The organism is Streptomyces sp. NPDC004721 (genome assembly GCF_053601495.1).
Genome location: NZ_JBSGBZ010000046.1, coordinates 29,467 through 50,281, shown reverse-complemented (window position 1 = coordinate 50,281; position 20,815 = coordinate 29,467). Strand labels below are relative to the sequence as shown.

The 20,815-nt window shown below is 71.7% G+C and carries 20 protein-coding genes and 1 pseudogene; 7 read left to right on the top strand and 14 right to left on the bottom strand.

Features of this window, described 5'->3' with window-relative positions:
* Positions 1–41: 41 nt before the first annotated feature.
* The 5 genes from ACWEK3_RS31705 to ACWEK3_RS31685 all read right to left on the bottom strand — a co-directional run bounded on the left by ACWEK3_RS31705 (position 42) and on the right by ACWEK3_RS31685 (position 5,191).
* Positions 42–1,118 carry a S1 family peptidase gene (locus tag ACWEK3_RS31705; protein WP_453251165.1) on the bottom strand — a complete coding sequence of 359 codons (1,077 nt, stop codon included), beginning with the start codon at positions 1,116–1,118 and terminating at the stop codon, positions 42–44.
* Positions 1,119–1,367: 249 nt separating this feature from the next.
* The gene (locus ACWEK3_RS31700; RefSeq protein ID WP_450542260.1) at positions 1,368–2,204 is read right to left on the bottom strand and encodes a slipin family protein; all 837 of its coding nucleotides are present in this window, start codon (positions 2,202–2,204) and stop codon (positions 1,368–1,370) included.
* 166 nt (positions 2,205–2,370) lie between these two features.
* Complete coding sequence (locus ACWEK3_RS31695; RefSeq protein ID WP_453251164.1) at positions 2,371–3,276, bottom strand: S1 family peptidase; 906 nt, start codon at positions 3,274–3,276, stop codon at positions 2,371–2,373.
* A gap of 270 nt (positions 3,277–3,546) precedes the next feature.
* Positions 3,547–3,888, bottom strand: a complete 342-nt coding sequence (locus ACWEK3_RS31690) for a hypothetical protein (protein WP_453251163.1) — start codon at positions 3,886–3,888, stop codon at positions 3,547–3,549.
* A 100-nt stretch (positions 3,889–3,988) separates the two neighbouring features.
* Positions 3,989–5,191, bottom strand: coding sequence for a DUF5685 family protein (locus tag ACWEK3_RS31685; protein WP_453251162.1), 1,203 nt, complete (start codon positions 5,189–5,191; stop codon positions 3,989–3,991).
* 290 nt (positions 5,192–5,481) lie between these two features.
* Between ACWEK3_RS31685 and ACWEK3_RS31680 the strand changes: the two genes are divergently transcribed.
* Positions 5,482–5,919 (top strand): cell division protein SepF, encoded by a 438-nt coding sequence (locus ACWEK3_RS31680; RefSeq protein WP_225076049.1) that lies wholly within the window; start codon positions 5,482–5,484, stop codon positions 5,917–5,919.
* A 36-nt stretch (positions 5,920–5,955) separates the two neighbouring features.
* Here the strand turns inward: ACWEK3_RS31680 and ACWEK3_RS31675 are convergent, their stop codons facing one another.
* Together ACWEK3_RS31675 and ACWEK3_RS31670 are read right to left on the bottom strand one after the other, a co-directional pair.
* Positions 5,956–7,158: an acyl-CoA dehydrogenase family protein gene (locus ACWEK3_RS31675; RefSeq protein WP_453251161.1), complete on the bottom strand. Its 1,203-nt coding sequence runs from the start codon at positions 7,156–7,158 to the stop codon at positions 5,956–5,958.
* A 139-nt stretch (positions 7,159–7,297) separates the two neighbouring features.
* Positions 7,298–8,899, bottom strand: coding sequence for an MFS transporter (locus ACWEK3_RS31670; RefSeq protein ID WP_450542269.1), 1,602 nt, complete (start codon positions 8,897–8,899; stop codon positions 7,298–7,300).
* 290 nt (positions 8,900–9,189) lie between these two features.
* Here ACWEK3_RS31670 and ACWEK3_RS31665 point away from each other — a divergent pair, with 290 nt between their 5' ends.
* Entirely contained in the window at positions 9,190–10,392 is a 1,203-nt protein-coding gene (locus ACWEK3_RS31665) for a hypothetical protein (RefSeq protein ID WP_450542271.1), read from the top strand.
* Positions 10,393–10,630: 238 nt separating this feature from the next.
* Entirely contained in the window at positions 10,631–11,668 is a 1,038-nt protein-coding gene (locus tag ACWEK3_RS31660; RefSeq protein WP_361416616.1) for a phosphatase PAP2 family protein, read from the top strand.
* Between the two features lie 39 nt (positions 11,669–11,707).
* Here the strand turns inward: ACWEK3_RS31660 and ACWEK3_RS31655 are convergent, their stop codons facing one another.
* Together ACWEK3_RS31655 and ACWEK3_RS31650 are read right to left on the bottom strand one after the other, a co-directional pair.
* Positions 11,708–11,923, bottom strand: coding sequence for an I78 family peptidase inhibitor (locus tag ACWEK3_RS31655; protein ID WP_141362342.1), 216 nt, complete (start codon positions 11,921–11,923; stop codon positions 11,708–11,710).
* Positions 11,924–12,327: 404 nt separating this feature from the next.
* Positions 12,328–13,050, bottom strand: a complete 723-nt coding sequence (locus ACWEK3_RS31650) for a transglycosylase family protein (protein WP_453251160.1) — start codon at positions 13,048–13,050, stop codon at positions 12,328–12,330.
* 540 nt (positions 13,051–13,590) lie between these two features.
* Here ACWEK3_RS31650 and ACWEK3_RS31645 point away from each other — a divergent pair.
* Positions 13,591–14,514, top strand: coding sequence for a hypothetical protein (locus ACWEK3_RS31645; RefSeq protein WP_450542277.1), 924 nt, complete (start codon positions 13,591–13,593; stop codon positions 14,512–14,514).
* A 38-nt stretch (positions 14,515–14,552) separates the two neighbouring features.
* Positions 14,553–14,927, top strand: a complete 375-nt coding sequence (locus ACWEK3_RS31640; RefSeq protein WP_384424373.1) for a hypothetical protein — start codon at positions 14,553–14,555, stop codon at positions 14,925–14,927.
* A gap of 55 nt (positions 14,928–14,982) precedes the next feature.
* Here the strand turns inward: ACWEK3_RS31640 and der are convergent, their stop codons facing one another.
* From der to aroH, 5 genes are all read right to left on the bottom strand, one after another.
* Complete coding sequence (gene der, locus ACWEK3_RS31635) at positions 14,983–16,467, bottom strand: ribosome biogenesis GTPase Der (RefSeq protein ID WP_365418608.1); 1,485 nt, start codon at positions 16,465–16,467, stop codon at positions 14,983–14,985.
* 67 nt (positions 16,468–16,534) lie between these two features.
* Positions 16,535–17,248, bottom strand: a complete 714-nt coding sequence (locus tag ACWEK3_RS31630) for a lysophospholipid acyltransferase family protein (protein WP_450542279.1) — start codon at positions 17,246–17,248, stop codon at positions 16,535–16,537.
* Positions 17,206–17,901, bottom strand: coding sequence for a (d)CMP kinase (gene cmk, locus ACWEK3_RS31625; RefSeq protein WP_361416634.1), 696 nt, complete (start codon positions 17,899–17,901; stop codon positions 17,206–17,208). The genes ACWEK3_RS31630 and cmk overlap by 43 nt, the downstream gene beginning before the upstream one ends.
* Positions 17,902–17,990: 89 nt before the next feature.
* On the bottom strand, positions 17,991–19,076 hold the full coding sequence (locus ACWEK3_RS31620; RefSeq protein WP_450542281.1) for a prephenate dehydrogenase: 1,086 nt from the start codon (positions 19,074–19,076) through the stop codon (positions 17,991–17,993).
* Positions 19,073–19,435, bottom strand: a complete 363-nt coding sequence (gene aroH / locus ACWEK3_RS31615; RefSeq protein WP_376549081.1) for a chorismate mutase — start codon at positions 19,433–19,435, stop codon at positions 19,073–19,075. The genes ACWEK3_RS31620 and aroH overlap by 4 nt, the downstream gene beginning before the upstream one ends.
* 218 nt (positions 19,436–19,653) lie before the next feature.
* Here aroH and ACWEK3_RS31610 point away from each other — a divergent pair, with 218 nt between their 5' ends.
* Positions 19,654–20,127 (top strand): Rieske 2Fe-2S domain-containing protein, encoded by a 474-nt coding sequence (locus ACWEK3_RS31610; RefSeq protein ID WP_450542284.1) that lies wholly within the window; start codon positions 19,654–19,656, stop codon positions 20,125–20,127.
* A gap of 22 nt (positions 20,128–20,149) precedes the next feature.
* Positions 20,150–20,813 (top strand): annotated as a pseudogene (locus ACWEK3_RS31605) (nucleotidyltransferase domain-containing protein).
* Positions 20,814–20,815: the final 2 nt, after the last annotated feature.

Genomic DNA, 20,815 nt, shown 5'->3' with positions numbered 1-20,815 from the left:
GGGCGGGGCTTTCACCGGCTGTGTGGAGGCCGGGGCCGGGATCAGCCGATCTGGGCGCCGGTCGCCGAGAGGGCCTCGGTGACCGGCTGGAAGAAGGTCACACCGCCCGAGGTGCAGTCGCCGCTGCCACCGGAGGTGAGGCCGATCGCGGTGTCGCCGTCGAACAGGGAGCCGCCGCTGTCACCGGGCTCGGCGCACACATCGGTCTGGATCAGGCCGCTGACCGTGCCCTCGGAGTAGTTCACGGTGGCGTTCAGACCGGTGACCGTGCCGCTGTGCACCTGGGTCGTCGAGCCGCTGCGGGTCACCTTCTCGCCGACGGTCGCCTCGCCCGCCCCGGTGATCGCCTGCGTCGAGCCGTTGTACAGGTTCACCGTGCTCGGGTGGTCCACGTTCGCGGTGTACCGGACCAGACCGAAGTCGTCGCCCGGGAAGCTGGACCGCTCGTTCTGGCCGATCACCGCGCCACCGGCCGACCAGGTGGAGATCGCCTCCGTGCAGTGGCCCGCGGTGAGGAAGTACGGCTGGCCGTCCTTGACCACGTTGAAGCCCAGCGAGCAGCGGCCGCCGGCGCCGGTGATCGCGTCACCGCCCGTGACGAAGGGCTTGAACTCCCCCTTCGATCGCCTGAGTTCGGCCTTGGTGCCGAGCCCGTCGACGACCTGGCTCAGCGTGGTCCACTCGGCCCCGGAGACCGTGCTGTCGGCGGTGACGACGACCTTGTTGGTCACGGGGTCCGTCGCCCACGAGGTGCCGGGGATGGTCGCGTCCTTCTCCAGCGTGGTGCGGGCGCCGGTCAGTTCGGCGAGGGAGTTCCGTACGACTCTGGCCTTGGCGCCCGCCTGCTCGACGGTCTCGGCGGTGCTCGCGTCGAGCACGTTCACCACGAGGCTCTCCGTCGTGGCGTCGTAGTACGTACCCGCGGCGTTGGCGCCGAGGTCCCGCACGAGCGTCGAGGCGAGCTTTCCGGCCGCCGCGGACGAAAGGGTCCGGAGCTCGGGGGTCTTCGCGGGTTCACTGGCGTTCGCACTCTGGAAGGTGACTCCCGCGACGAGCAGGGCGGCGATGCCCGCACCCGCCACGGCCGCACGGCGTCCGGGTATGCGTCGGTGCTTCAACTGACGTCCTCCTGTGGGGGGATCGGCCCGTCAGGTAGTGGGGACCCGACGAGCCGGAAGGCGGTTGAACGGCGCCCACTATTCCGATGCCCCCAGGGAGCACACAAGGTCGAGTTCTGGACGCGTGTACGTCAACTGGCGTAAGCCCCCTGCGTATCGACCTGCCCCCCGAGGTCGCCGCAGAGGCGTTCACGCAACATTCACAGCGCAAACACCGCGTGCGGACGACCGGCCCACATTCCGCGAGGTCTAGCCCTGGCTCGAATTCGGCCCCTCGGGGGCGGGATCCACCCGGGGCGCGGGCGCCGGGGCCGCCACGGGCAGTTGATGCTGGGCCTTCTCCAGGAACCGCAGCAGCTCGACCGGGAAGGGCAGGACCAGGGTGGAGTTCTTCTCGGCGGCGACCGCCGTCACGGTCTGGAGGAGCCGCAGTTGCAGCGCGGCGGGCGTGTCCGCCATCTGCTGGGCGGCCTCCGCCAGCTTCTTCGACGCCTGGAGTTCCGCGTCCGCGTTGATGACCCGGGCCCGGCGCTCACGGTCGGCCTCCGCCTGCCGGGCCATGGACCGCTTCATCGTCTCGGGCAGCGACACGTCCTTGATCTCCACCCGGTCGATCGTGACGCCCCATTCCACGGCCGGGCTGTCGATCATCAGCTCAAGACCCTGGTTCAGCTTCTCCCGGTCGGACAGCAGATCGTCCAGTTCGCTCTTGCCGATGATGGACCTCAGCGAGGTCTGCGCCATCTGCGAGACCGCGAAGCGGTAGTCCTCCACCTGGACCAGCGCCTCGGCCGGCGAGGTCACCTTGAAGTAGACGACGGCGTCCACACGCACCGTCACATTGTCCCGGGTGATGCCCTCCTGCGCCGGCACGGGCATGGTCACGATCTGCAGGCTGACCCTGTGAAGCCGGTCCACGAACGGGACGATCAGCGTGAGCCCGGGTCCGCGCACCTGCGGGCGCAGCCTGCCGAGGCGGAACACCACCCCCCGCTCGTACTGCTTGACGACCCGCGCCGCCGCCACCAGGCCCACCGCTCCGGCGGACGCGAGCGCCACCCCCGCCGTCACCAGTTCCTCAACCATCACGGCCCCCCAATCCGGCGCGGGCGCGCCGGCTCACGATCCTTCGACCGTAACCCGCGCCGCGCCCAAGGGCGAGCCCCCGCACGCCGGTTGCGTACGGGGGCTCTTCGCTGTCGAGCGCGGGGCGGGCCGGGCCGCGCACTCCGCGGCCCGGCAGAGGGGGACATCAGCCGACGTGGACCCCATAGGCGCTCAGCGCCTTGGTCACCGGCTGGAAGAAGGTCGTACCGCCGGAGGTGCAGTTGCCGCTGCCGCCGGAGGTCAGACCGTAGGCGATGCCACTGTTGGAGTAGAGCGAGCCGCCGGAGTCACCGGGCTCGGCGCAGACGGTGGTCTGGATGAGGCCGTTGACGATCTCGCCGTTGCCGTAGTTGACCGTCGCGTTGAGCGCAGTGACGCGGCCGCTGTGGGTGCCGGTCGTCGAACCGCGCCGGTAGACGGTGGTACCGACGGACGGCGTGGCCGCGCTGGTGATGGTCACGCTGCCCACGGCGCTCGGCTTGGCCACCGAACTGTTGGTATAGCGCACGATGCCGTAGTCGTTGCCGGGGAAGGAGGAGCCGGCTGTGGTGCCGAGCGTGGTGGTGTGGGAGGAGTTCGACCACCAGGTGCCCGCGCCGTTGGTGCAGTGACCGGCGGTCAGGAAGTAGGAGTTGCCGCTGTTGTCCTTGACGTTGAAGCCCAGCGAGCAGCGCCAGCTACTCGCATAGATGGCGTCGCCGCCGGAGATCAGCTTGTTGAACTTCCCGGTGGTGTGCTTGATGGTCAGGGCGCCGGAGTTGTTCCCCGCCTGCCGCTTGATCCGGGCGATGTCGGCCTGGGAGACCGTGCTGTCGACGGTGACGACGACTCGGTTGGTCTTGCTGTCGACGCTCCAGGCCGTGCCCGGGATGTCGGCCTTGAGTACGGAGTCGCTCGCGGTGGTGAGTTGGGCCGCGCTGAAGGTGGTGGGAGTGTCGGACGCGTTCGCGTGGGGGACCGCGAACGCGGCTGCGGCCACGAAGCCGGAGGCGATGGCGATCAGCCGGGTCCGTCTCGTCACGCCGTGGGGAGTGGTGCGCTTGATCCTCACTTGTCGTTCCTCCACAAAGGAAGTCGGGGGCCCGCGTGGGGTCGGGGCCCGTGAGGCGCAGTCAGCGGACGACTGTTCGGATTCCGAACATGCCGTGCCCCTGACAAGCGCTGTGGGGGAGTATTCGGCCGAACGACCGGTCGGCGCAAGGGCGCCTTTCGGCCGTGCGGCCATGTGCGATTCGAGTGAACTATGCACGATCAGGATGAATTGACATCCAGTCAGCAGCGGGAAGACGGCTCCGGTCCGGGCCGTGTCCCCCCACCGCCGTCACGACGTCGCGGCCCCCGCACCCCATATGCCCTCGCGGCGCCGTCCGGCCGGGCGCTCGCCCAGGTCGACCCGTGGGTCCCGCTCCTGTCCGGCGCCGGCGGCGAGCCGCACCGGACGGCCGAAGGGCCGTGCGCAGAAGGCCGGTTCGTCCGCCTCGGCAGCGGTGACCGCGACCGCTTCGCCCTCGGCCGTCCAGGCTCGGGGGATGTCCGGAACTCGACGCTCCGGATAGTTCCCGAGCCCGTAGGCGCCGGTCCGGGTGAGCGGGGCGCGGGGCGCCGGCACCGTCTCGGCACGGTGCGCGCGCCCCTGCTTCCGCTGGTCGGATAGGTCCATCATGAGATGAGCCCTTCCATACGCGGCCCGGCGGTCAAACCCCACTGCCGCCCACCGTCCGGGCCCGGAGCCCGTGGACGGGGTGGACGGCCGGCCGCGACGGTCAGCAGTCGCAGCACGAGCAGCCGTCACAGCAGTCGCAGCCATCACAGCAACCGTCGCAACAGTCGCACCCTTCGCAGCACGAGCAGTCGCAGCTGCAGCAGCCCGAGCGCTTCTTGCCCGACCACGGACCCTCGAACTCGTCGGCGCAGCACACCTTGCAGGTGCAGCACAGCCCGACGGCCACCGCACACCCGGCCCAGAACCCGCGCCCGCCGGGCCGCGGCGGCTCACCGCCCCCGGAGTACGGGTGGTTCGGATGGTTCGGGCCGTACGGAGCCTGCGGGGCGTACGGCCCCTGCGGCGGGCCGAAGGCCCCCTCGGGCGCATGCCCGCAGGACTCGGTACCGAAGGCGCGGTCGACGGAGCGCCGGAGTTCGTGCACGAGCAGTCGATGGGCGAGCCGTCCGTCGCCGAACTCCACCTCGCTCAGGGCGAGCCGGATGCCGTGCACCGCGTCGTCGGCGAGCCGACGCGCCTCGCCGAGCGGCGTTCCGGTGGCGGTGAGCGGATTCCAGGCGCCGGTGGCGGCGTCGGACTCGCGGTCCTCCACGGCGTCCAGGAGGTGCGCCAGCCGTCCGAACAGGCGCCCGGCCTCGGCGAGCGGGCCGGCGTTGCCCGGCCGCCCGGCGAGGACCGCGGTGTGCGCGAAGGCCGCGGCGGTCGCGGTCTCGGTCGGCTCGGTGACGGCCAGGAGCGGCGTCCCGGGACCGGCGAGCGCCTCGACGCCCGTCTGCCGGTCCACCGCGTCCAGGAGCACCGCGGTGTCGAATCCGACACCGGCCCCCGTACGGGCGCCCGCCCGGCTCCACTTGTCGGCGACCCGGCGCGCGGCGAGCGCCACCGGCCGGCGCGCCAGCAGTCCGTCGCCGTCGGCGACGTGGTCGCGCACCTTGGCCGAGGCCAGCACCAGGGAGACGGCCGCCGCCAGTCGGGGCCCCTCGCCGAGGGCGACGGACGCGGTGCGCATCCCGCGCAGCGGGCACGGCCCGGCGGTACGCCGCAGGCCGCCGGCCCGGCCGACCTTCTCCGCCTGAGCCTCCGTCAGGACCGAGACGAGCAGCCCGTCGTAGTTCGTCACGATCCGCGCGAACTGCCCGTGGTCACCGCGCAGGGCCAGACACAGCCCGCACAAGTGGGCCATCCACTCGGCGCCGAGCCTTTCCCCGAGCCGATGACGGCAGGGCCTGACGATTCCGAACACGACCATCCCCCTTGGTGTGCAGGACGTGGAGTCGCGGCATCGTATCGACCCCTTCGTTCACCCGTACGCCCCGACCGTCACCCATATGCTGAGAACAATCATATTTCACTCCCCGTCAGCAGTCGTGTAGGGCAGAACCCTTGGGGCATACGGGCTCTCGACGTATTGGTCGTGCACCAGTACCGTCACAAACCCCCCGTGCGCCGCCTGTTCACTTGGCGCGTTGTCAGCATCATGGATGACCATAGGGACGCGGAATGCAGGAAAGACCGCTGTGAGAGGAGGCGTCCATGGGATCGGTACGCAAGGCGAGTGCGTGGCTCGGCCTCGTCGACGACAACGATGACGAGCGCTACTACGACGACGACTACACGGAGGGGACCGAGTCCGGGGACGCCTGGGTCACCGATCCCCGGGTGAAGGTGGCGACGGACACGGCAGAGGACAAGGGCCGCCGGATCGGCACGGTGACACCGGACAGCTTCCGGGACGCCCGCGCCATCGGCGAACTGTTCCGGGAGGGCGTGCCCGTCATCATGAACCTGACGGCCATGGAAGCCTCCGACGCCAAGCGCGTGGTCGACTTCGCGGCCGGGCTCGTCTTCGGGCTGCGCGGCTCCATCGACCGTGTGTCCACCCGGGTGTTCCTGCTGTCCCCCGCCGACACCGAGATCGTCAACGGGGACCCTGCGGTGCACCGCGCGGACGGGTTCTTCAACCAGAGCTGAGGCAGGGCCGTACACCGGCCCTGCCCCGTTCGGGGCTCACCGGAAGGCGTCGAACCCGGTGAGCGCCTTGCCCAGCACGAGCTGGTGCATCTCGACGGTGCCCTCGTAGGTGAGCACCGACTCGAGGTTGGTCGCGTGCCGCATCACGGGGTACTCCAGGGAGATCCCGTTCGCCCCGAGAATCGTCCGTGCCGTACGGCAGATCTCGATCGCCTCTCGTACGTTGTTGAGCTTGCCGAAGCTGACCTGCTCGGGACGCAGGCGGCCGGCGTCCATGCGCCGCCCCAGATGGTGGGCGAGCAGAATCCCCTTGTGCAGTTCGACCGCCATGTCGGCGAGCTTGGCCTGGGTGAGCTGGAAGCCGCCGATGGGCCTGCCGAACTGCTCGCGCGACGTGGCGTAGTCGAGGGCGGCCTCGAAGCTGGAGCGGGCCGCGCCCATGGCGCCCCAGACGATGCCGTAGCGGGCGTGCGAGAGACAGCCGAGCGGTCCGCGCAGCCCGGTGGCCTCCGGCAGTACGGCGTCGGCTGGCAGCCGTACGTCATCCAGGACCAGCTCGCTGGTGACGCTCGCCCGCAGGGACCACTTGTGCTTGATCTCCGGGGCGGAGAACCCGGGGGTGCCGGCCGGCACGAGGAAGCCGCGGATGCCGTCCTCGGTCTGCGCCCAGACGACGGCGACGCCGGCCACGGAGCCGTTGGTGATCCACATCTTGCGGCCGTTGAGGATCCAGTCGGTGCCGTCGCGCTTGGCGTGGGTGCGCATGGAGCCGGGGTCGGAGCCGTGGTCGGGCTCGGTGAGTCCGAAGCAGCCGATCACCTCGCCGGCGGCCATGGGGGGCAGCCACCTCTGCTTCTGCTCCTCGCTTCCGAACCGGTGGATGGCGTACATGGCGAGTGAGCCCTGCACCGAGACCAGGGACCGGATGCCGGAGTCGGCGGCCTCGAGCTCGAGGCAGGCGAGCCCGTACTGGACGGCGGTGGCGCCGGCGCAGCCGTATCCGGTCAGGGACATGCCGAGGGCGCCGATGCTGCCGAGCTCGCGGGACAGTTCCTGGATGACGGGCAGCTCGCCCTTCTCGTACCACTCGGCGACATGGGGCAGGACCCGGTCGGCTGCCCACTGCCGCATGGTGTCGCGGACGGCCAGGTCCTCCGGGTCCAGCAGGTCGTCGATCCCGAGCGGGTCGGCGGGGTCGAACGAGGGCGATGGGGACGACGGGGACGACTGCGAGGACATGAGGACACCCTCCGGCAACGGCAACTGAAACCTAGCACCGCTAGTTGTGCGACTCCGGCCCGACGTTACGGTGCGGAGCCGCCCACGTCCAGCGTGCTCCTCCCCCGCCGCGGCGCCGACCGCGGGAGAGGGAGAGCGCTCACGCCGAGACGCGGGGCCTCTCGGCCTCCCGCTGCGCGGGCAGTTCGACCGCCGGCTCCTCACACTGCATCACCCGCGGCAGCCGCAGCGCCATCACCGCCCCCAGCAGCAACAGCCCCGCGCTCACCAGCAGCGTCACATGCAGTCCGTGCACGAAGGCGTCCCGGGCCGCCCGCCGCAGGGCGGCCCCGACCGGCCCGCCGAGCTGTTCGGCGACCTCGTACGCCTCCCCCAGCGAGTGCGCCGCCGCTCCGGACTCCTTCGCCGGCACCCCCGGCACATCGGCGAGCCCTGGCGCGTACGCCGCGTTCATCACCGTGCCCAGCAGGGCGATACCCATCCCCGCGCCCAACTGGTACGACGTCTCCCCTATCGCCGCCGCTCCGCCCGCCTGCGCCGGCGGCGCCTCGCTCAGCATCGACTCGTACGCCCCGAACAGCGTCGTCTCCAGGCCGAAGCCGAGCAGCGCGAAGCCGGCGAGGAGCAGCCCCGGGTTGTCCCGGCCGCCCATCGCCGTGAGCAGCACCACCGCGGCGGCGGTCACACAGAACCCGAAGCACACCATCCGCCGCGGCCCGAACCGCCGCAGCATCCGCGCCCCGGCCAGCCCGGCCGCCATCGCGGCGAACGTCAGCGGCAGCAGCCGCAGCCCCGTGGCGAGCGGCGACAGCCCGAGCACCAGTTGCAGGTACTGCGCCGCGATCAGTTCGAGCCCGACCAGCGCCAGCATGGCCAGCACGATGCAGCCCACCGACGTGCTGAACGCCGGGCGCGCGAACATCCTGAGGTCCACCAGCGGTTGCGTCCGCCGCCGCTGCCGCCGTACGAACGTCACCAGCAGCGCCGCGCCGACCACCAGCGGTCCCACGGTGAGCGCGCTCAGCGCCGTCTCCCCGCCGCCGAGCCGCTTCACGCCCAGCACCACACCGAACAGTCCGGCCGCCGCCAGCAACGCGCCGACCACGTCCCAGGGCCCGTTCCGGCCGCCGGTCGACTCGGGCAGCAGCAGCCGGCCCACCGGCAGGCTGACCAGCATCAGCGGGATGTTGACGAGGAAGACCGACCCCCACCAGAAGTGCTCGAGCAGGAAGCCGCCGAGCAGCGGCCCGACCGCCGCGCCCACCGCGGCGACCGCGCTCCAGATCCCGATCGCCAGCGCCCGCTCGCGCCGGTCCGGGAACACCTGCCGCAGAAGTGACAGCGTGGCCGGCATGATCATGGCGCCGCCGACGCCGAGCAGCGCCCGCGCGAAGATCAGCATCTGGGGGTTGGGGGCGAAGGCCGCCACGCCGGAGGCGATGCCGAAGAGGGCGTAGCCCAGCAGCAGGATCCGTCTGCGGCCCACCCGGTCGCCCAGCGTGCCGAACAGGATCAGCAGCGAGGCGCAGACGAGGGGATAGGTGTCGACGATCCAGAGCAGTTCGATGGCGCCGGGCCTGAGATCCTCGGTGACCGCGGGCACCGCCACGTGCAGCACGGTCGCGTCCACCGCCACCAGCAGCAGGCTGACGCAGAGGACGACCAGGACGACCCAGCGGTTGGCACCGGCACCCGCCGCCCGACGGCGCAGCCGGTCGGCGGCCGCGGTCGTCCCGGACATGTACGTACCTCCCAGATGAGCCCTCGCGTTCGGCGGCCCGCAGGGTGGGGACTCCCCGGGCTCGGCCGGAGCGGAGCGGGCCCCCGACCTGCGCGACGACGTGCGAGTGACACGTCAGAGTACGCTCATTCGCCCGGATGGGGCGTGGCTCACCTCTCAGAGCAGGTGCTCAACCCGTGTGGCATACGCCACTCCGCTTCCGCGTGAGTCCCCCAAAAGTCCCCGGTGAGCGCCCCATGAGCGTGCCCCGGTGGCCGCTCCGGTTCCCGGCAGCGCCGATAATCGAGTCCGTGAGTGATCTTGCGACGCGCGTGGCAGTGGCCCGTGCCGGGGCCCTGCGCAGGGCCGCCCCGGCACTCCTCGGGTATGCCGCCGTGCGCGCTCTGGGCCTGATCGCCCTGGCGCTGTGGAGTGCCGAGCGCGGCAAGAGCGCGTACACGCTGCTGACCGCCCGCTGGGACTCGCTCTGGTACGCCGGGGTGGCCGGGCTCGGCTACGGCTACGAGGTGCGCCTGCCGAACGGGGACGTGCACTCGAACCTGGCCTTCTTCCCGCTGCTGCCCTGGCTGGAGCGACTGGTCGCAGCGGTGAGCCCGCTGTCGTACGCCGACGCGGGCTTCGCGGTCAGCCTGTTGGCCTCCTTCGCCGCGGCCTGGGGGATCTTCGCGGTGGCCGATCACGTGTACGGCCGCGAGGCCGGTATCGCGGCCGTGCTGCTGTGGGCGGTGCTGCCGGTCGGGATCGTGCAGTCCATGGCCTACAGCGAGTCGCTGTTCACGGCGCTCGCCGCCTGGGCGCTGTACGCCGTGCTCACCGGCCGCTGGGTGACGGCGGGCACCCTGGCCCTGCTGGCGGGACTGACCCGGCCGGTGGGTCTCGCGGTGGTCGCGGCGGTGTGGGCGGCGGCCCTCGCCTCGTTCGTGGGAGACCGGAGCACGACGGCGGCGGACGGCGCAAGGGACGCGCATCGCGGCCCGGCCGTCACGGGGCACGCCACCGCCCGCCGCCTGCTCGGCATGGTGCTCGCCCCGCTCGGCGCCGCCGGTTACGTCCTGTGGGTCGGCCACCGCACCGGCAAGGGCCCTTTCGGCTACCTCCAGGTCCAGGCCGGCTGGCGCAACGGCTTCGACGGCGGGTACGCCTTCGCCCGCTTCGTCGCCGGCAAGTTCACGTCCTTCCCCTCGGCCCTCGCCGGGGCCGGGCTGATCCTCGGGGTCGCCGGGGTCGTCTGGCTGTACGTCACCGGCGTACGGCAGCGGCAGCCGCTCGCGCTGCTGGTGTACTCGGGTGTCGTGACCGCACTCGCCCTGTGCGCGTCGAGCTACTTCGGCTCCAAGCCGCGTCTGCTGCTGCCCGCCTTCCCGCTGCTGCTGCCGCTCGCAATCGCCCTGGCCCGGCCCCGCGTGGCCCGGTCGGCACTGGTGGTGGGCGCCGTCGCGGTGGCCTCGGCGGTCTACGGGGCGTTCTGGCTGAACGGCTCCGGTCCCCCGTGACCGGCCGGCTCCGACCGGCCGAAGGCACGCGGAATTTCATCCGAGCGTTCGGTTAACGCATTTATAAGCACCGCATAAGCACCCGCCGGAATGATCAAAGGAAATGTGGGACGGGTTCGGCCGTGATTGCGGATTCCGTGGTTATAAAGCCCCGTTGAGAGCAATCCCACATCACGTCGTCATCACAAACCACGTGCTTCGTCCGGGAACACAGCTCACTCGCTGTAACGTCGATTGGGTGCGTACCGAACGAACCCTCACCCGCCTGGACCGGGTGTTCGCCAGGCTGGACCGTGAGCCGCAACGGCCGGCGCACATCGACATGCCGCGAATGAGCCGCCACCGGTTCGTGCTCTTCTCGGCGACCCTGGCCTTCTACCTGTCGATCGTCTGGGCCGTGGTCACCACCTCGTGGCTGGTCCGGCTCGACTGGCAGGTCATGTTCTTCCGGCCGTACCAGCAGTGGCCGCAGATCCACGCGTTCCTCGACTACTACGTGGTGCTCGGCCAGCGCGGTCCCACCGCCGTGATGGTCTGCGCGTGGCTGGGCTGGCGCTCATGGCGGCAGCACACGCTGCGCCCGCTGCTGACCCTCGCCGCCTCGCTGCTGCTGCTCAACGTCACGGTCGGCGCCGCGAAGATCGGCATGGGGCGTCTGGGACCGCACTACGCGACCGTCATCGGCTCGAACGAGATGGGCCTGGGCGGCGATATATTCCCCAGCGGCCACACCGCCAACGCCGTGGTGACCTGGGGCATCCTGGCCTATCTGGCGTCCACCCCGCGAGCGCGCCGCTGGCTGTCGGCGCTGTCCGCGGTGACGGCGCTCGGCGTCGGCCTGACCACGGTCTACCTGGGGACGCACTGGCTGAGCGACGTACTCCTCGGCTGGGCCGCGGGGCTGCTGATCCTGCTGGCGCTGCCGTGGTTCGAGCCGCTGATCACCAGGACCGAGGTCGCCCTGTTCGACCTGCGCGACCGCTGGCGCGCCCGTCGCGGCCGCCCGGCACCCGTGCCCGCGCCCGCGCCCGCCGCACCCGTCGGCGCGCCCGTCGTGTTCACCCCACGCGCCTCCGTCTCGGACGAGACCCCGGCGGCCCACGAGACGGTCGGCGCCGGACGCACGTCCCGCACACCGGCCCACCTCGCCCCGGGCCGGCACACGAGTCGCGCGGAGCGCACGCCGGTCACCCCGGCCGGCAGCCGCCGACCGCCGCACCCCGACCGCGTCCCGCGCGGCACGGCCTCGGCGGCCCGCCCTCTGACGGGCCGTTGACGACGGACCGCCGCGGGGGCCGGGAGCGCCGGCGGCGGTTCAGCCCTTCCAGGCCCGCGCCACGCGGCCGTCCCTGACCTCGAAGTTCAGCCGTCCGAACCGGTACTCCATGGTGATGATCGCGCCCGGCGGCAGTGACCGCACCGTGCTCCAGCCCCGCTCACGCGCGAGCCGTTCGGCCTGTCCGGCCTCGAGGCCGACGTATGCGTCGGGGTTGTCCTGGGGTTCCGCCGGCGGAGTGGGAATGGGTGCCATAGCGCCACGCTAGGCGCCGGCCCGCGGCAGGGAAAGCCCACCCCGGTACGCGGGCCACTCCATCCCCTCCTGTCACACTTGTGTCACAGGCCCAAGCCTCCGGAACGCTCTCGCTCCGTCACACGTACGGGCGGTTCCGTCCCTCGTCCGCAATCGTGCGAACACAATTCCCACCGACCGGGACAGCGCCCGGAAAAGTCCGGCCGAATACGCCGCGAGAAGCGTTCCGGAACCGCACCGGGGCGCCCTCGCATTCCGAATCCGCGGCCGTTCCCGGAAGCTGACACGGCATGGGAATTCCGCCGTTCCGCCGCCGGAGCGAGCGCTCCGCCTGGACGGCGGAAGGCCCCGCCCGGTCGGTGGACCGGACGGGGCCTGACGCCCGTGGTGGGAGCCGGAACGGCTCAGAGTTCGAGGCGCTGACCGGGCACGATCAGATCGGGATCGCCCCCGATGACGGACCTGTTGACGGAGTGGAGCCACTGCCAGGTGGTCCCGTGCCGGGCGGCGATGCCGCTCAGCGTGTCGCCCGCGCGCACGGTGTACGCGCCGTGGGAGGCGCCACGGTTCGTGTGGCCCGCCTCGCGCGCCGGCGCCATCGACGGCCGTCGCGGCAGGACCGTGTCCTGTGTCTTCTGCCGACCGCCCTCCTGGACCGGCTTGTTCGCCGGCTTGTGTGTGCTGTGCGCCGATTCGGTCGTCGCCCCCGTCCCCGCCCCCGATCCGGCCGCGGGTGCGCTGCCGTACGCCCCGGCCCGGGCCGAGCAGACCGGCCACGCGCCCCAGCCCTGGGCATGCTGGACCCTGGTGGCGACGGCGATCTGCTGGGACCTGGAGGCCCGGTCGGCGGTGGGCGCGTAGGCCGTGCCGCCGTAGGCGCGCCAGGTGCCGGTGGCGAACTGGAGCCCGCCGTAGTAGCCGTTGCCGGTGTTGATGTGCCAGTTGCCGCCGCTCTCGCACCGGGCGATGCGGTCCCACACGCCGCCGTCCGCCGCGTGGGCGTTGCCGGTGGCGGCCAGCAGCCCGAGCGGGGCGAGCAGGGCCGCCCCGGCGAGAGCCGCCGCCGTCCGTGCCCTGCGGGCGTTGTCGCGCGTGGTGTCGTGGCTCTTATCGGCACATTCGGACATGTGGATCCCTCTCGAAACACCCGGGGTCCCCCAAGGCGGGCGCGCCCGCCGCGCATGGACGCGGTCGGCGCGCTCGCCCCGTCCGCCGCACGAGGTCGTGCCGAGCCGTGCTCGGCCCGGTGCGGTCGGCGGACGTACCCGAGTGGTGCTCGTTGCACACGGCTGAGGAATGTAAGGAGCGGGCGGAGCCCGGATCAACCAACTGCCTGTTCTGGCAGGCCAGTTCGCTGTTACCGGCGGTATCGACTTTTTCGGCCACCCACTTCATTCGCTGATTTCCCGATTTTTCGACCACCGGCACCGTCGATCTGTGACTCACTTCACCGACCCAACTCCCTTACATTTGCCAGGAGTTGACCGTGAGTGCCGAATTCCGCACCTACCGTCACCCTCCGCACGGGATGGTTCGATTCCGTTCGCCGGAGGGCGTGACTCCCGCCACAGATCACCCGTTGTCTTCTTCATGAGCCGGGTCCCTCCCGGTTCATGGGCCGGGAGCCACCCGGCTCCGCCACGCACCACATCCCGAGGGAGCCACCCGTGCCGCGCATGCTCGACGTCAGCGACGCCGTACGCGCCGAGATCGGCGACGAAGAAGCCGACCGGCTGCTCGCCGGACAGAACGCCCCGGGCAGTTACGACTGCACGTCCTGCCGCACCCCCGGCGACTCCGAACAGGAGCGCACCAGCACCGTCCTGTTCATCGGGGACGAGACCGCCGTCCTCGCCTTCGCCCACGCCACCTGCCTGCCCTCGCAGGTCGTCCAGGTCACCGAGGAGCAGCTGCGGGGCGCGGTCCGCTCCATCAACGGGGACACGAGCCCCTCCGGCAGGGTGCCGGAGCAGACGCCGCCCCAGTGGAGCGCGACCGAGCAGACGCCGCCCCAGTGGAGCGCGACCGAGCAGGCCCCGCCCCAGTGGAGCGCGACCGAGCAGGCCCCGCCCCAGTGGAGCGCGACCGAGCAGGCCGCGCCGCAGAGGGCGGTGCCGGAGCAGGCCGTGCTCGGGATCACCAGCGGACTCGTGCTGATCGCCGGGGAGTTGCACCCCGCCCTGGTGGTCGAGCCGACCGCGCCCATCGTGCGTCCGGGCTCGCTGGGCGGCGGCGACGAGTTCCTGCCACTGCTCATCGAGCAGGGCTACGTCCCGGTGACCGAACTCGCCGCCGTGCCGCCGGTACTGCACGGCTGGTCGGTGCTGCTCGCCGTGGGCCAGCTGCACGCCGTCCTCCAGCCCCAGGCCAACGGCGGCCAGCCGGTCGCCTGGTGGCAGGCGCACCAGCCGCTCCAGGTCACCGACGGCTGGCGGGCGGCCGCCAACAAGCACCAGCAGGTGATCATGTTCGCCGCGCCGGTCGGGTCCATCGGCCGGCAGCCGCGGGAGGACCTGCTGCGGGACGCGCTGGACAAGGCCGCGGCGGGCGGAAGGCTGGTCGCGGCGACGCTGCCGCTCGCCGGGACCTGAGCCCGCATCCCTTCCGGTTCGGGGTCGTTTGGAGATACGTGCACGCATATGACGTCCCCCGCCGCCAGTCCTACCCGCCGATCCCCTCCGCACGGACGCCCCAGGATCCTCACAGCGGCCCATCGGCCACGCCGATCTACGACGCGCTCTACGCCGAGTACGTCAAGTCCTACCGGACCCTGCCGGGCGACCGCAGCGGCGAGGAGGACCTGGGTTTCGTAGCCTTCGGGAACCTGCCGCACGATACGGGCTCCACCGTGTACGACGCCTACAGCCTGAGGGCCTACAGCACCCGCCACGGCACGGGCCGGCAGCAGACGCAGTGGCAGCGCGTCGGGACGATCGGACGGCAGGAGACCGGAATGCACCACGTTCCCGCGGCCCTGCCACCGGCTCCGCGGCGCGGAATCTGATCCGCCGACGGCGAAGGGGCGGCCCCCGTTCGGGGCCGCCCCTTCGCCGTTTCCGCTACTTCTTCTTCGCGCCGCGCTTCTCGCGCACCCGCACCGAGATGTGGATCGGCGTGCCGTCGAAGCCGAACTCCTCACGCAGCCGTCGCTCGATGAACCGCCGGTAGCCGGCCTCGATGAACCCGGAGGCGAACAGCACGAACCGCGGCGGCTTGGTGCCGGCCTGGGTGCCGAACAGGATGCGCGGCTGCTTGCCGCCCCGGATCGGGTGCGGATGGGCGGCGACCAGCTCGCCGAGGAAGGCGTTCAGGCGGCCGGTCGGCACCCGGGTCTCCCAGCCGGCCAGCGCCGTCTCGATCGCCGGGACCAGCTTCTCCACGTGCCGTCCGGTGTACGCCGAGACGTTGACGCGCGGGGCCCACGCGATCTGCGCGAGCTCGGTCTCGATCTCCCGCTCCAGGTAGTAGCGGCGCTCCTCGTCGAGGGTGTCCCACTTGTTGTAGGCGATGACGAGCGCGCGGCCCGCCTCCACGGCCATGGTGATGATCCGCTGGTCCTGCACCGAGACGGACTCTGAGGCGTCGATCAGGATGACGGCGACCTCCGCCTTCTCGACGGCGGCCGCGGTGCGCAGCGAGGCGTAGTAGTCGGCGCCCTGCTGGAGGTGGACGCGCTTGCGGATACCGGCGGTGTCGACGAACTTCCAGGTCTTGCCGCCCAGTTCGATCAGCTCGTCGACCGGGTCGCGGGTGGTGCCGGCCAGCTCGTTCACGACGACGCGCTCCTCGCCGGCCACCTTGTTCAGCAGCGAGGACTTGCCGACGTTCGGGCGGCCGATCAGGGCCACGCGGCGCGGGCCGCCGATGCCGCCCCCGCCGAACGTCTCGCGCGGCGCCTCGGGGAGCGCCTCCAGGACGCGGTCCAGCATGTCGCCGGTGCCGCGGCCGTGCAGGGCCGAGACCGGGTGCGGCTCGCCGAGACCGAGCGACCACAGGTACGTGGCGTCCGCCTCGCCGCTCGGGCCGTCGACCTTGTTGGCGCACAGCACGACCGGCTTGCCCGCCTTGCGCAGGAGCCGTACGACGGCCTCGTCGGTGTCGGTGGCGCCGACCTTGGCGTCGACGACGAACACCACCGCGTCGGCGGCCTCGATGGCGTACTCGGCCTGCGCGGCCACGGAGGCGTCGATGCCGAGGACGTCCTGCTCCCAGCCGCCGGTGTCGACGACCTTGAAGCGGCGGCCCGCCCACTCGGCCTCGTAGGTGACACGGTCGCGGGTGACGCCCGGCTTGTCCTCGACGACCGCCTCACGGCGGCCGATGATGCGGTTCACCAGAGTCGACTTGCCGACATTGGGGCGGCCGACGACGGCGAGGACGGGCAGCGGGCCGTGTCCGGCGGCCTCGATGGCGCCCTCGACGTCCTCGACGTCGAAGCCCTCTTCCGCGGCGAGCTCCATGAACTCCGCGTACTCGACGTCGCCGAGCGCCCCGTGCTCGTACTCGTGCTCGGCCGAGCCGTCGGGCTGGATGTCGTCGTTCATGAAGTCCGTACCTCGTCGTTCATCGTGGTGATCGGTGGAACACCACCGGTTCGCGGTGATCCACTACTCAAGTGTGGCGCCCGGTCAGTCGCCGGGCGTTTTCCAGGTGGTCGGTGAGCTGCTTCTGGATGCGCTCGGTGGCCCCGTCCAGGGCCCGGCGCGTACGCCGCCCGCTGTCGTCGCCCGCTTCGAACGGGTCGCCGAAGACGACGTCGACCCGGTGGCGCAGCGGAGGGAGCCCCTTTATCAACCGTCCGCGCCTCTCGGAACTTCCCAGCACGGCGACCGGGACGATCGGGGCGGCGCTGCGGACCGCGAAGTAGGCGAGCCCGGCCCGCAGGGAGGCGAAGTCGCCCTCGCCGCGAGTGCCCTCGGGGAAGATCCCGAGGACGCCGCCCTGCTTCAGGACGCGGAGCGCCCGTGTGATCGCCGAGCGGTCCGCGGAGTGCCGGTCCACCTGGAGCTGGCCGATGCCGGTCAGGAAGGGGCCGAGCGGGCCGACGAACGCCTCCTTCTTGATCAGGAAGTGCACCGGCCGGGGTGCCACGCCCATGACCATCGGGCCGTCGACGTTGTGCGCGTGGTTGACCGCGAGGATCACCGGGCCGGTGGCGGGCACCTTCCAGGCGCCCAGCACGCGCGGGCGCCACAGCCCGTACATCAGACCTACGCCGATCCGCCGGCCGACGTCGGCACCGCGCTCCGACGGCGGGCCCGCCGCACGCTCCGGCGGACGGCTCACTTCGCGACCCGCTTCTCCTCGACGAGGGTGACCACGCACTCGATGACCTGTGCCAGCGTCAGCTCGGTGGTGTCCACCTCGACGGCGTCGCCGGCCTTGGCCAGCGGTGAGGTCTTGCGGCTGGAGTCGGCCGCGTCGCGCTTGATCAGGGCCTCACGGGTGGCGTGGACGTCGGCGCCCTTGAGCTCGCCGCTGCGCCGGGCGGCGCGGGCCTCCGGGGAGGCGGTGAGGAAGATCTTCAGGTCGGCGTCGGGCAGCACGGTGGTGCCGATGTCACGGCCCTCGACGACGATCCCGGCCTCGGCGGACACGGCCAGCGAGCGCTGGAGCTCGGTGATCCGGGTCCGCACCTCCGGTACGGCGCTGACCGCGCTGACCTGGGCGGTGACCTCCTGGGTGCGGATCGGACCGGCCACGTCCACGCCGTCGACGGTGATCGTCGGGTGGGCGGGGTCGGTACCGGAGACGATCTCGGGCTTGCCGGCCACCGCGGCGATCGCGGTGGGGTCGTCCATGTCGATCCCGTTGGTCACCATCCACCACGTGATCGCCCGGTACTGGGCCCCGGTGTCCAGGTAGCTCAGGCCGAGCTGCGCGGCCACGGCCTTCGATGTGCTCGACTTGCCCGTGCCGGAAGGGCCGTCGATGGCGACGATCACGGGCTGGGCGGTCCGGGCGGCGCCGTTTTCCACAGCGGGGCACCTTCCTGGTGAAGGGTGGCGGGTGGTGTGCGGGACGCGAGAGCGCCCCGCACAAGGTTACTGGCTTCCCGGACACCCTCTTACTGGCGGATGGACCAGCCCCGTTCCCGCAGGGCGGAGGTGAGGACCAGTGCCGCCTTCGGCTCGACCATGAGCTGCACCAGACCGGCCTGCTGCCCGGTGGCGTGCTCGATGCGCACGTCCTCGATGTTGACCCCGGCCAACTCCGCGTCCGCGAAGATGCGGGCCAGTTGGCCGGGCTGGTCGTCGATGAGGACCGCGACGACCTCGTACACCCGCGGCGCGGACCCGTGCTTGCCGGGGACCCGGACCTGGCCGGCGTTGCCCCGTCGCAGCACGTCCTCGATGCCGGCGGCGCCCTCGCGGCGCTTGGCCTCGTCGGAGGACTGGAGGGCGCGCAGGGCCTGCACGGCCTCCTCCAGGTCGGTGGAGATGTCGGAGAGCAGGTCGGCGACCGGTCCCGGGTTGGCGGACAGGATGTCGATCCACATCCGCGGATCGGAGGCCGCGATCCGGGTCACGTCCCTGATGCCCTGCCCGCACAGCCGTACGGCCGCGTCCTCGGCGTTCTTCAGGCGTGCGGCAACCAGGCTGGAGACCAGGTGGGGCATGTGGGAGACGAGGGCCACGGCACGGTCGTGGGCGTCGGCGTCCATGACGACCGGGACCGCCCGGCAGTGCGAGACGAGCTCCAGGGCGAGGTTGAGGACCTCGGTGTCGGTGTCCCGGGTGGGGGTGAGCACCCAGGGGCGGCCCTCGAAGAGGTCACCGGTCGCCGCCAGCGGACCCGACTTCTCGCGGCCCGACATGGGGTGCGTGCCGATGTAGCCGGTCAGGTCCAGGCCCATCGACTCCAGCTCACGGCGCGGGCCGCCCTTGACGCTGGCCACGTCCAGGTAGCCGCGGGCAACGCCCCGGCGCATGGCGTCGGCGAGCACCCCCGCCACGTGCGCCGGCGGCGCGGCGACGATGGCGAGGTCGACCGGGCCGTCCGGGGCCTCGTCGGTGCCGGCGCCGAGCGCCGCGGCCGTACGGGCCTGCTCCGGGTCGTGGTCGGCGAGGTGCACGACCACCCCCCGCTGGGCGAGGGCCAGGGCGGCGGAGGTGCCGATCAGCCCGGTGCCGATCACGAGTGCGTTTCTCACTGGGCGATGTCCTTGCGCAGGGCGGCCGCAGCGCCGAGGTAGACGTGGGCGATCTCGGCGCGCGGCCGGTCGGACTCGATGTGCGCGAGGACGCGGACGACGCGGGGCATGGCGCCCTCGATGTCCAGTTCCTGGGCGCAGATCAGCGGTACGTCGACGATGCCCAGCTTGCGGGCCGCGGCGGCCGGGAAGTCGCTGTGCAGGTCGGGAGTGGCGGTGAACCAGATGCTGATCAGGTCGTCCGCGGTCAGGCCGTTCCGCTCCAGGACTGCGGTGAGCAGCGCCCCGACCTGCTCGTCCATGTGCCCGGCCTCGTCCCGCTCGAGTTGGACGGCCCCCCGGACCGCTCGTACCGCCACGGTGCTGCTCCTTGCTGAGGTGAATCGGGTCTCGCGTCCAGCCTAGTCAGACCGCGTGGGACGGGTGGCCGGCGCCCGCCCGCTGAGACAACTGGGGAAACGGGTGGTTTATTACGTGCTGTCACGATGTGCTTCGACTTGACCGAATTCGATGCGAAGATGCTGATGCTCCGCTCGGAGCTCATCCCTTACCTCCCCCGGAACCCCGGAGTGACGACATGACGCAGGGCTCGACGCGGCGCACGGTTCTCGCCACGAGTGCGGTGGCGCTCGTGGCGGCGGGCTGCGGCACCAAAGCCAGCAGCAACTCCGAGGCGTCGCCTGCCGCAGAGGCGACCTCCCCCTCGGACGGGACGACGTCCCACCCTTCGGCGGCCTCCGGCGCCACGGAGGGGACCGCCGCCGGGCCGGAGCTGGCGAGCACGGCCGACATCCCGGAAGGCGGCGGCAAGGTCTTCGCCGAGCAGAAGGTCGTGGTCACCCAGCCGAAGAAGGGCGAGTTCAAGGCCTTCTCGGCGATCTGCTCGCACCAGGGCTGCACGGTGGGCAAGATCGCCAACGGCATGATCGACTGCCCCTGCCACGGCAGCAGGTTCCGCATCGCCGACGGCTCGGTGGCCAAGGGGCCGGCGGTCAGCCCGCTGGACGCCAAGCAGATCAAGGTGGAGGGAAATTCCATCCACCTGCTGTGAGGATCCGCGTACGCTCCCGGGAATGCAGCCCGAGGACCTGGTGCGTGATCACACCATCTACGACTGTGTCATGGGGTCGCGGGCCTTCGGACTGGCGACGGACGACAGCGACACGGACCGCAGGGGCGTGTTCGTCGCGCCCACTCCCCTGTTCTGGCGCTTCGAGAAGCCGCCGACGCATGTGGAGGGGCCCCTCGATGAGCAGTTCAGCTGGGAGCTGGAGCGCTTCTGCGCGCTGGCCCTGCGCGCGGCCCCTGGTGGAGTACGTGGACGACACCGGCCGCGAACTGCTGTCCCTGCGGGGCGCGTTCCTCTCCCGGCAGGTGTACGGGACGTTCACCCGCTACGCGCTGAGCCAGCGCGGGAAGCTCGAAGCCGATGTCCGCACGCACGGCGCCCCGCGCTGGAAGCACGCGATGCACCTGCTGCGCCTGCTGACCAGCGCCCGCGACCTGCTGCGCACCGGCACGCTGACGGTCGACGTCGGCGACCGGCGCGAACCGCTCCTGGAGGTGCGGCGGGGTGAGGTCCCGTGGCCCGAGATCGAGTCGTGGATGGCCCGCCTGGCCGCCGAGACCGAACGGGCCGCCGACCGCACCCCGCTCCCCGCGGAGCCCGATCACCGACGCGTGGCGGACTTCCTGCGCCGTGTCCGCCACGCGTCGGCCTGCCAGGCAGGCGTCTGAGC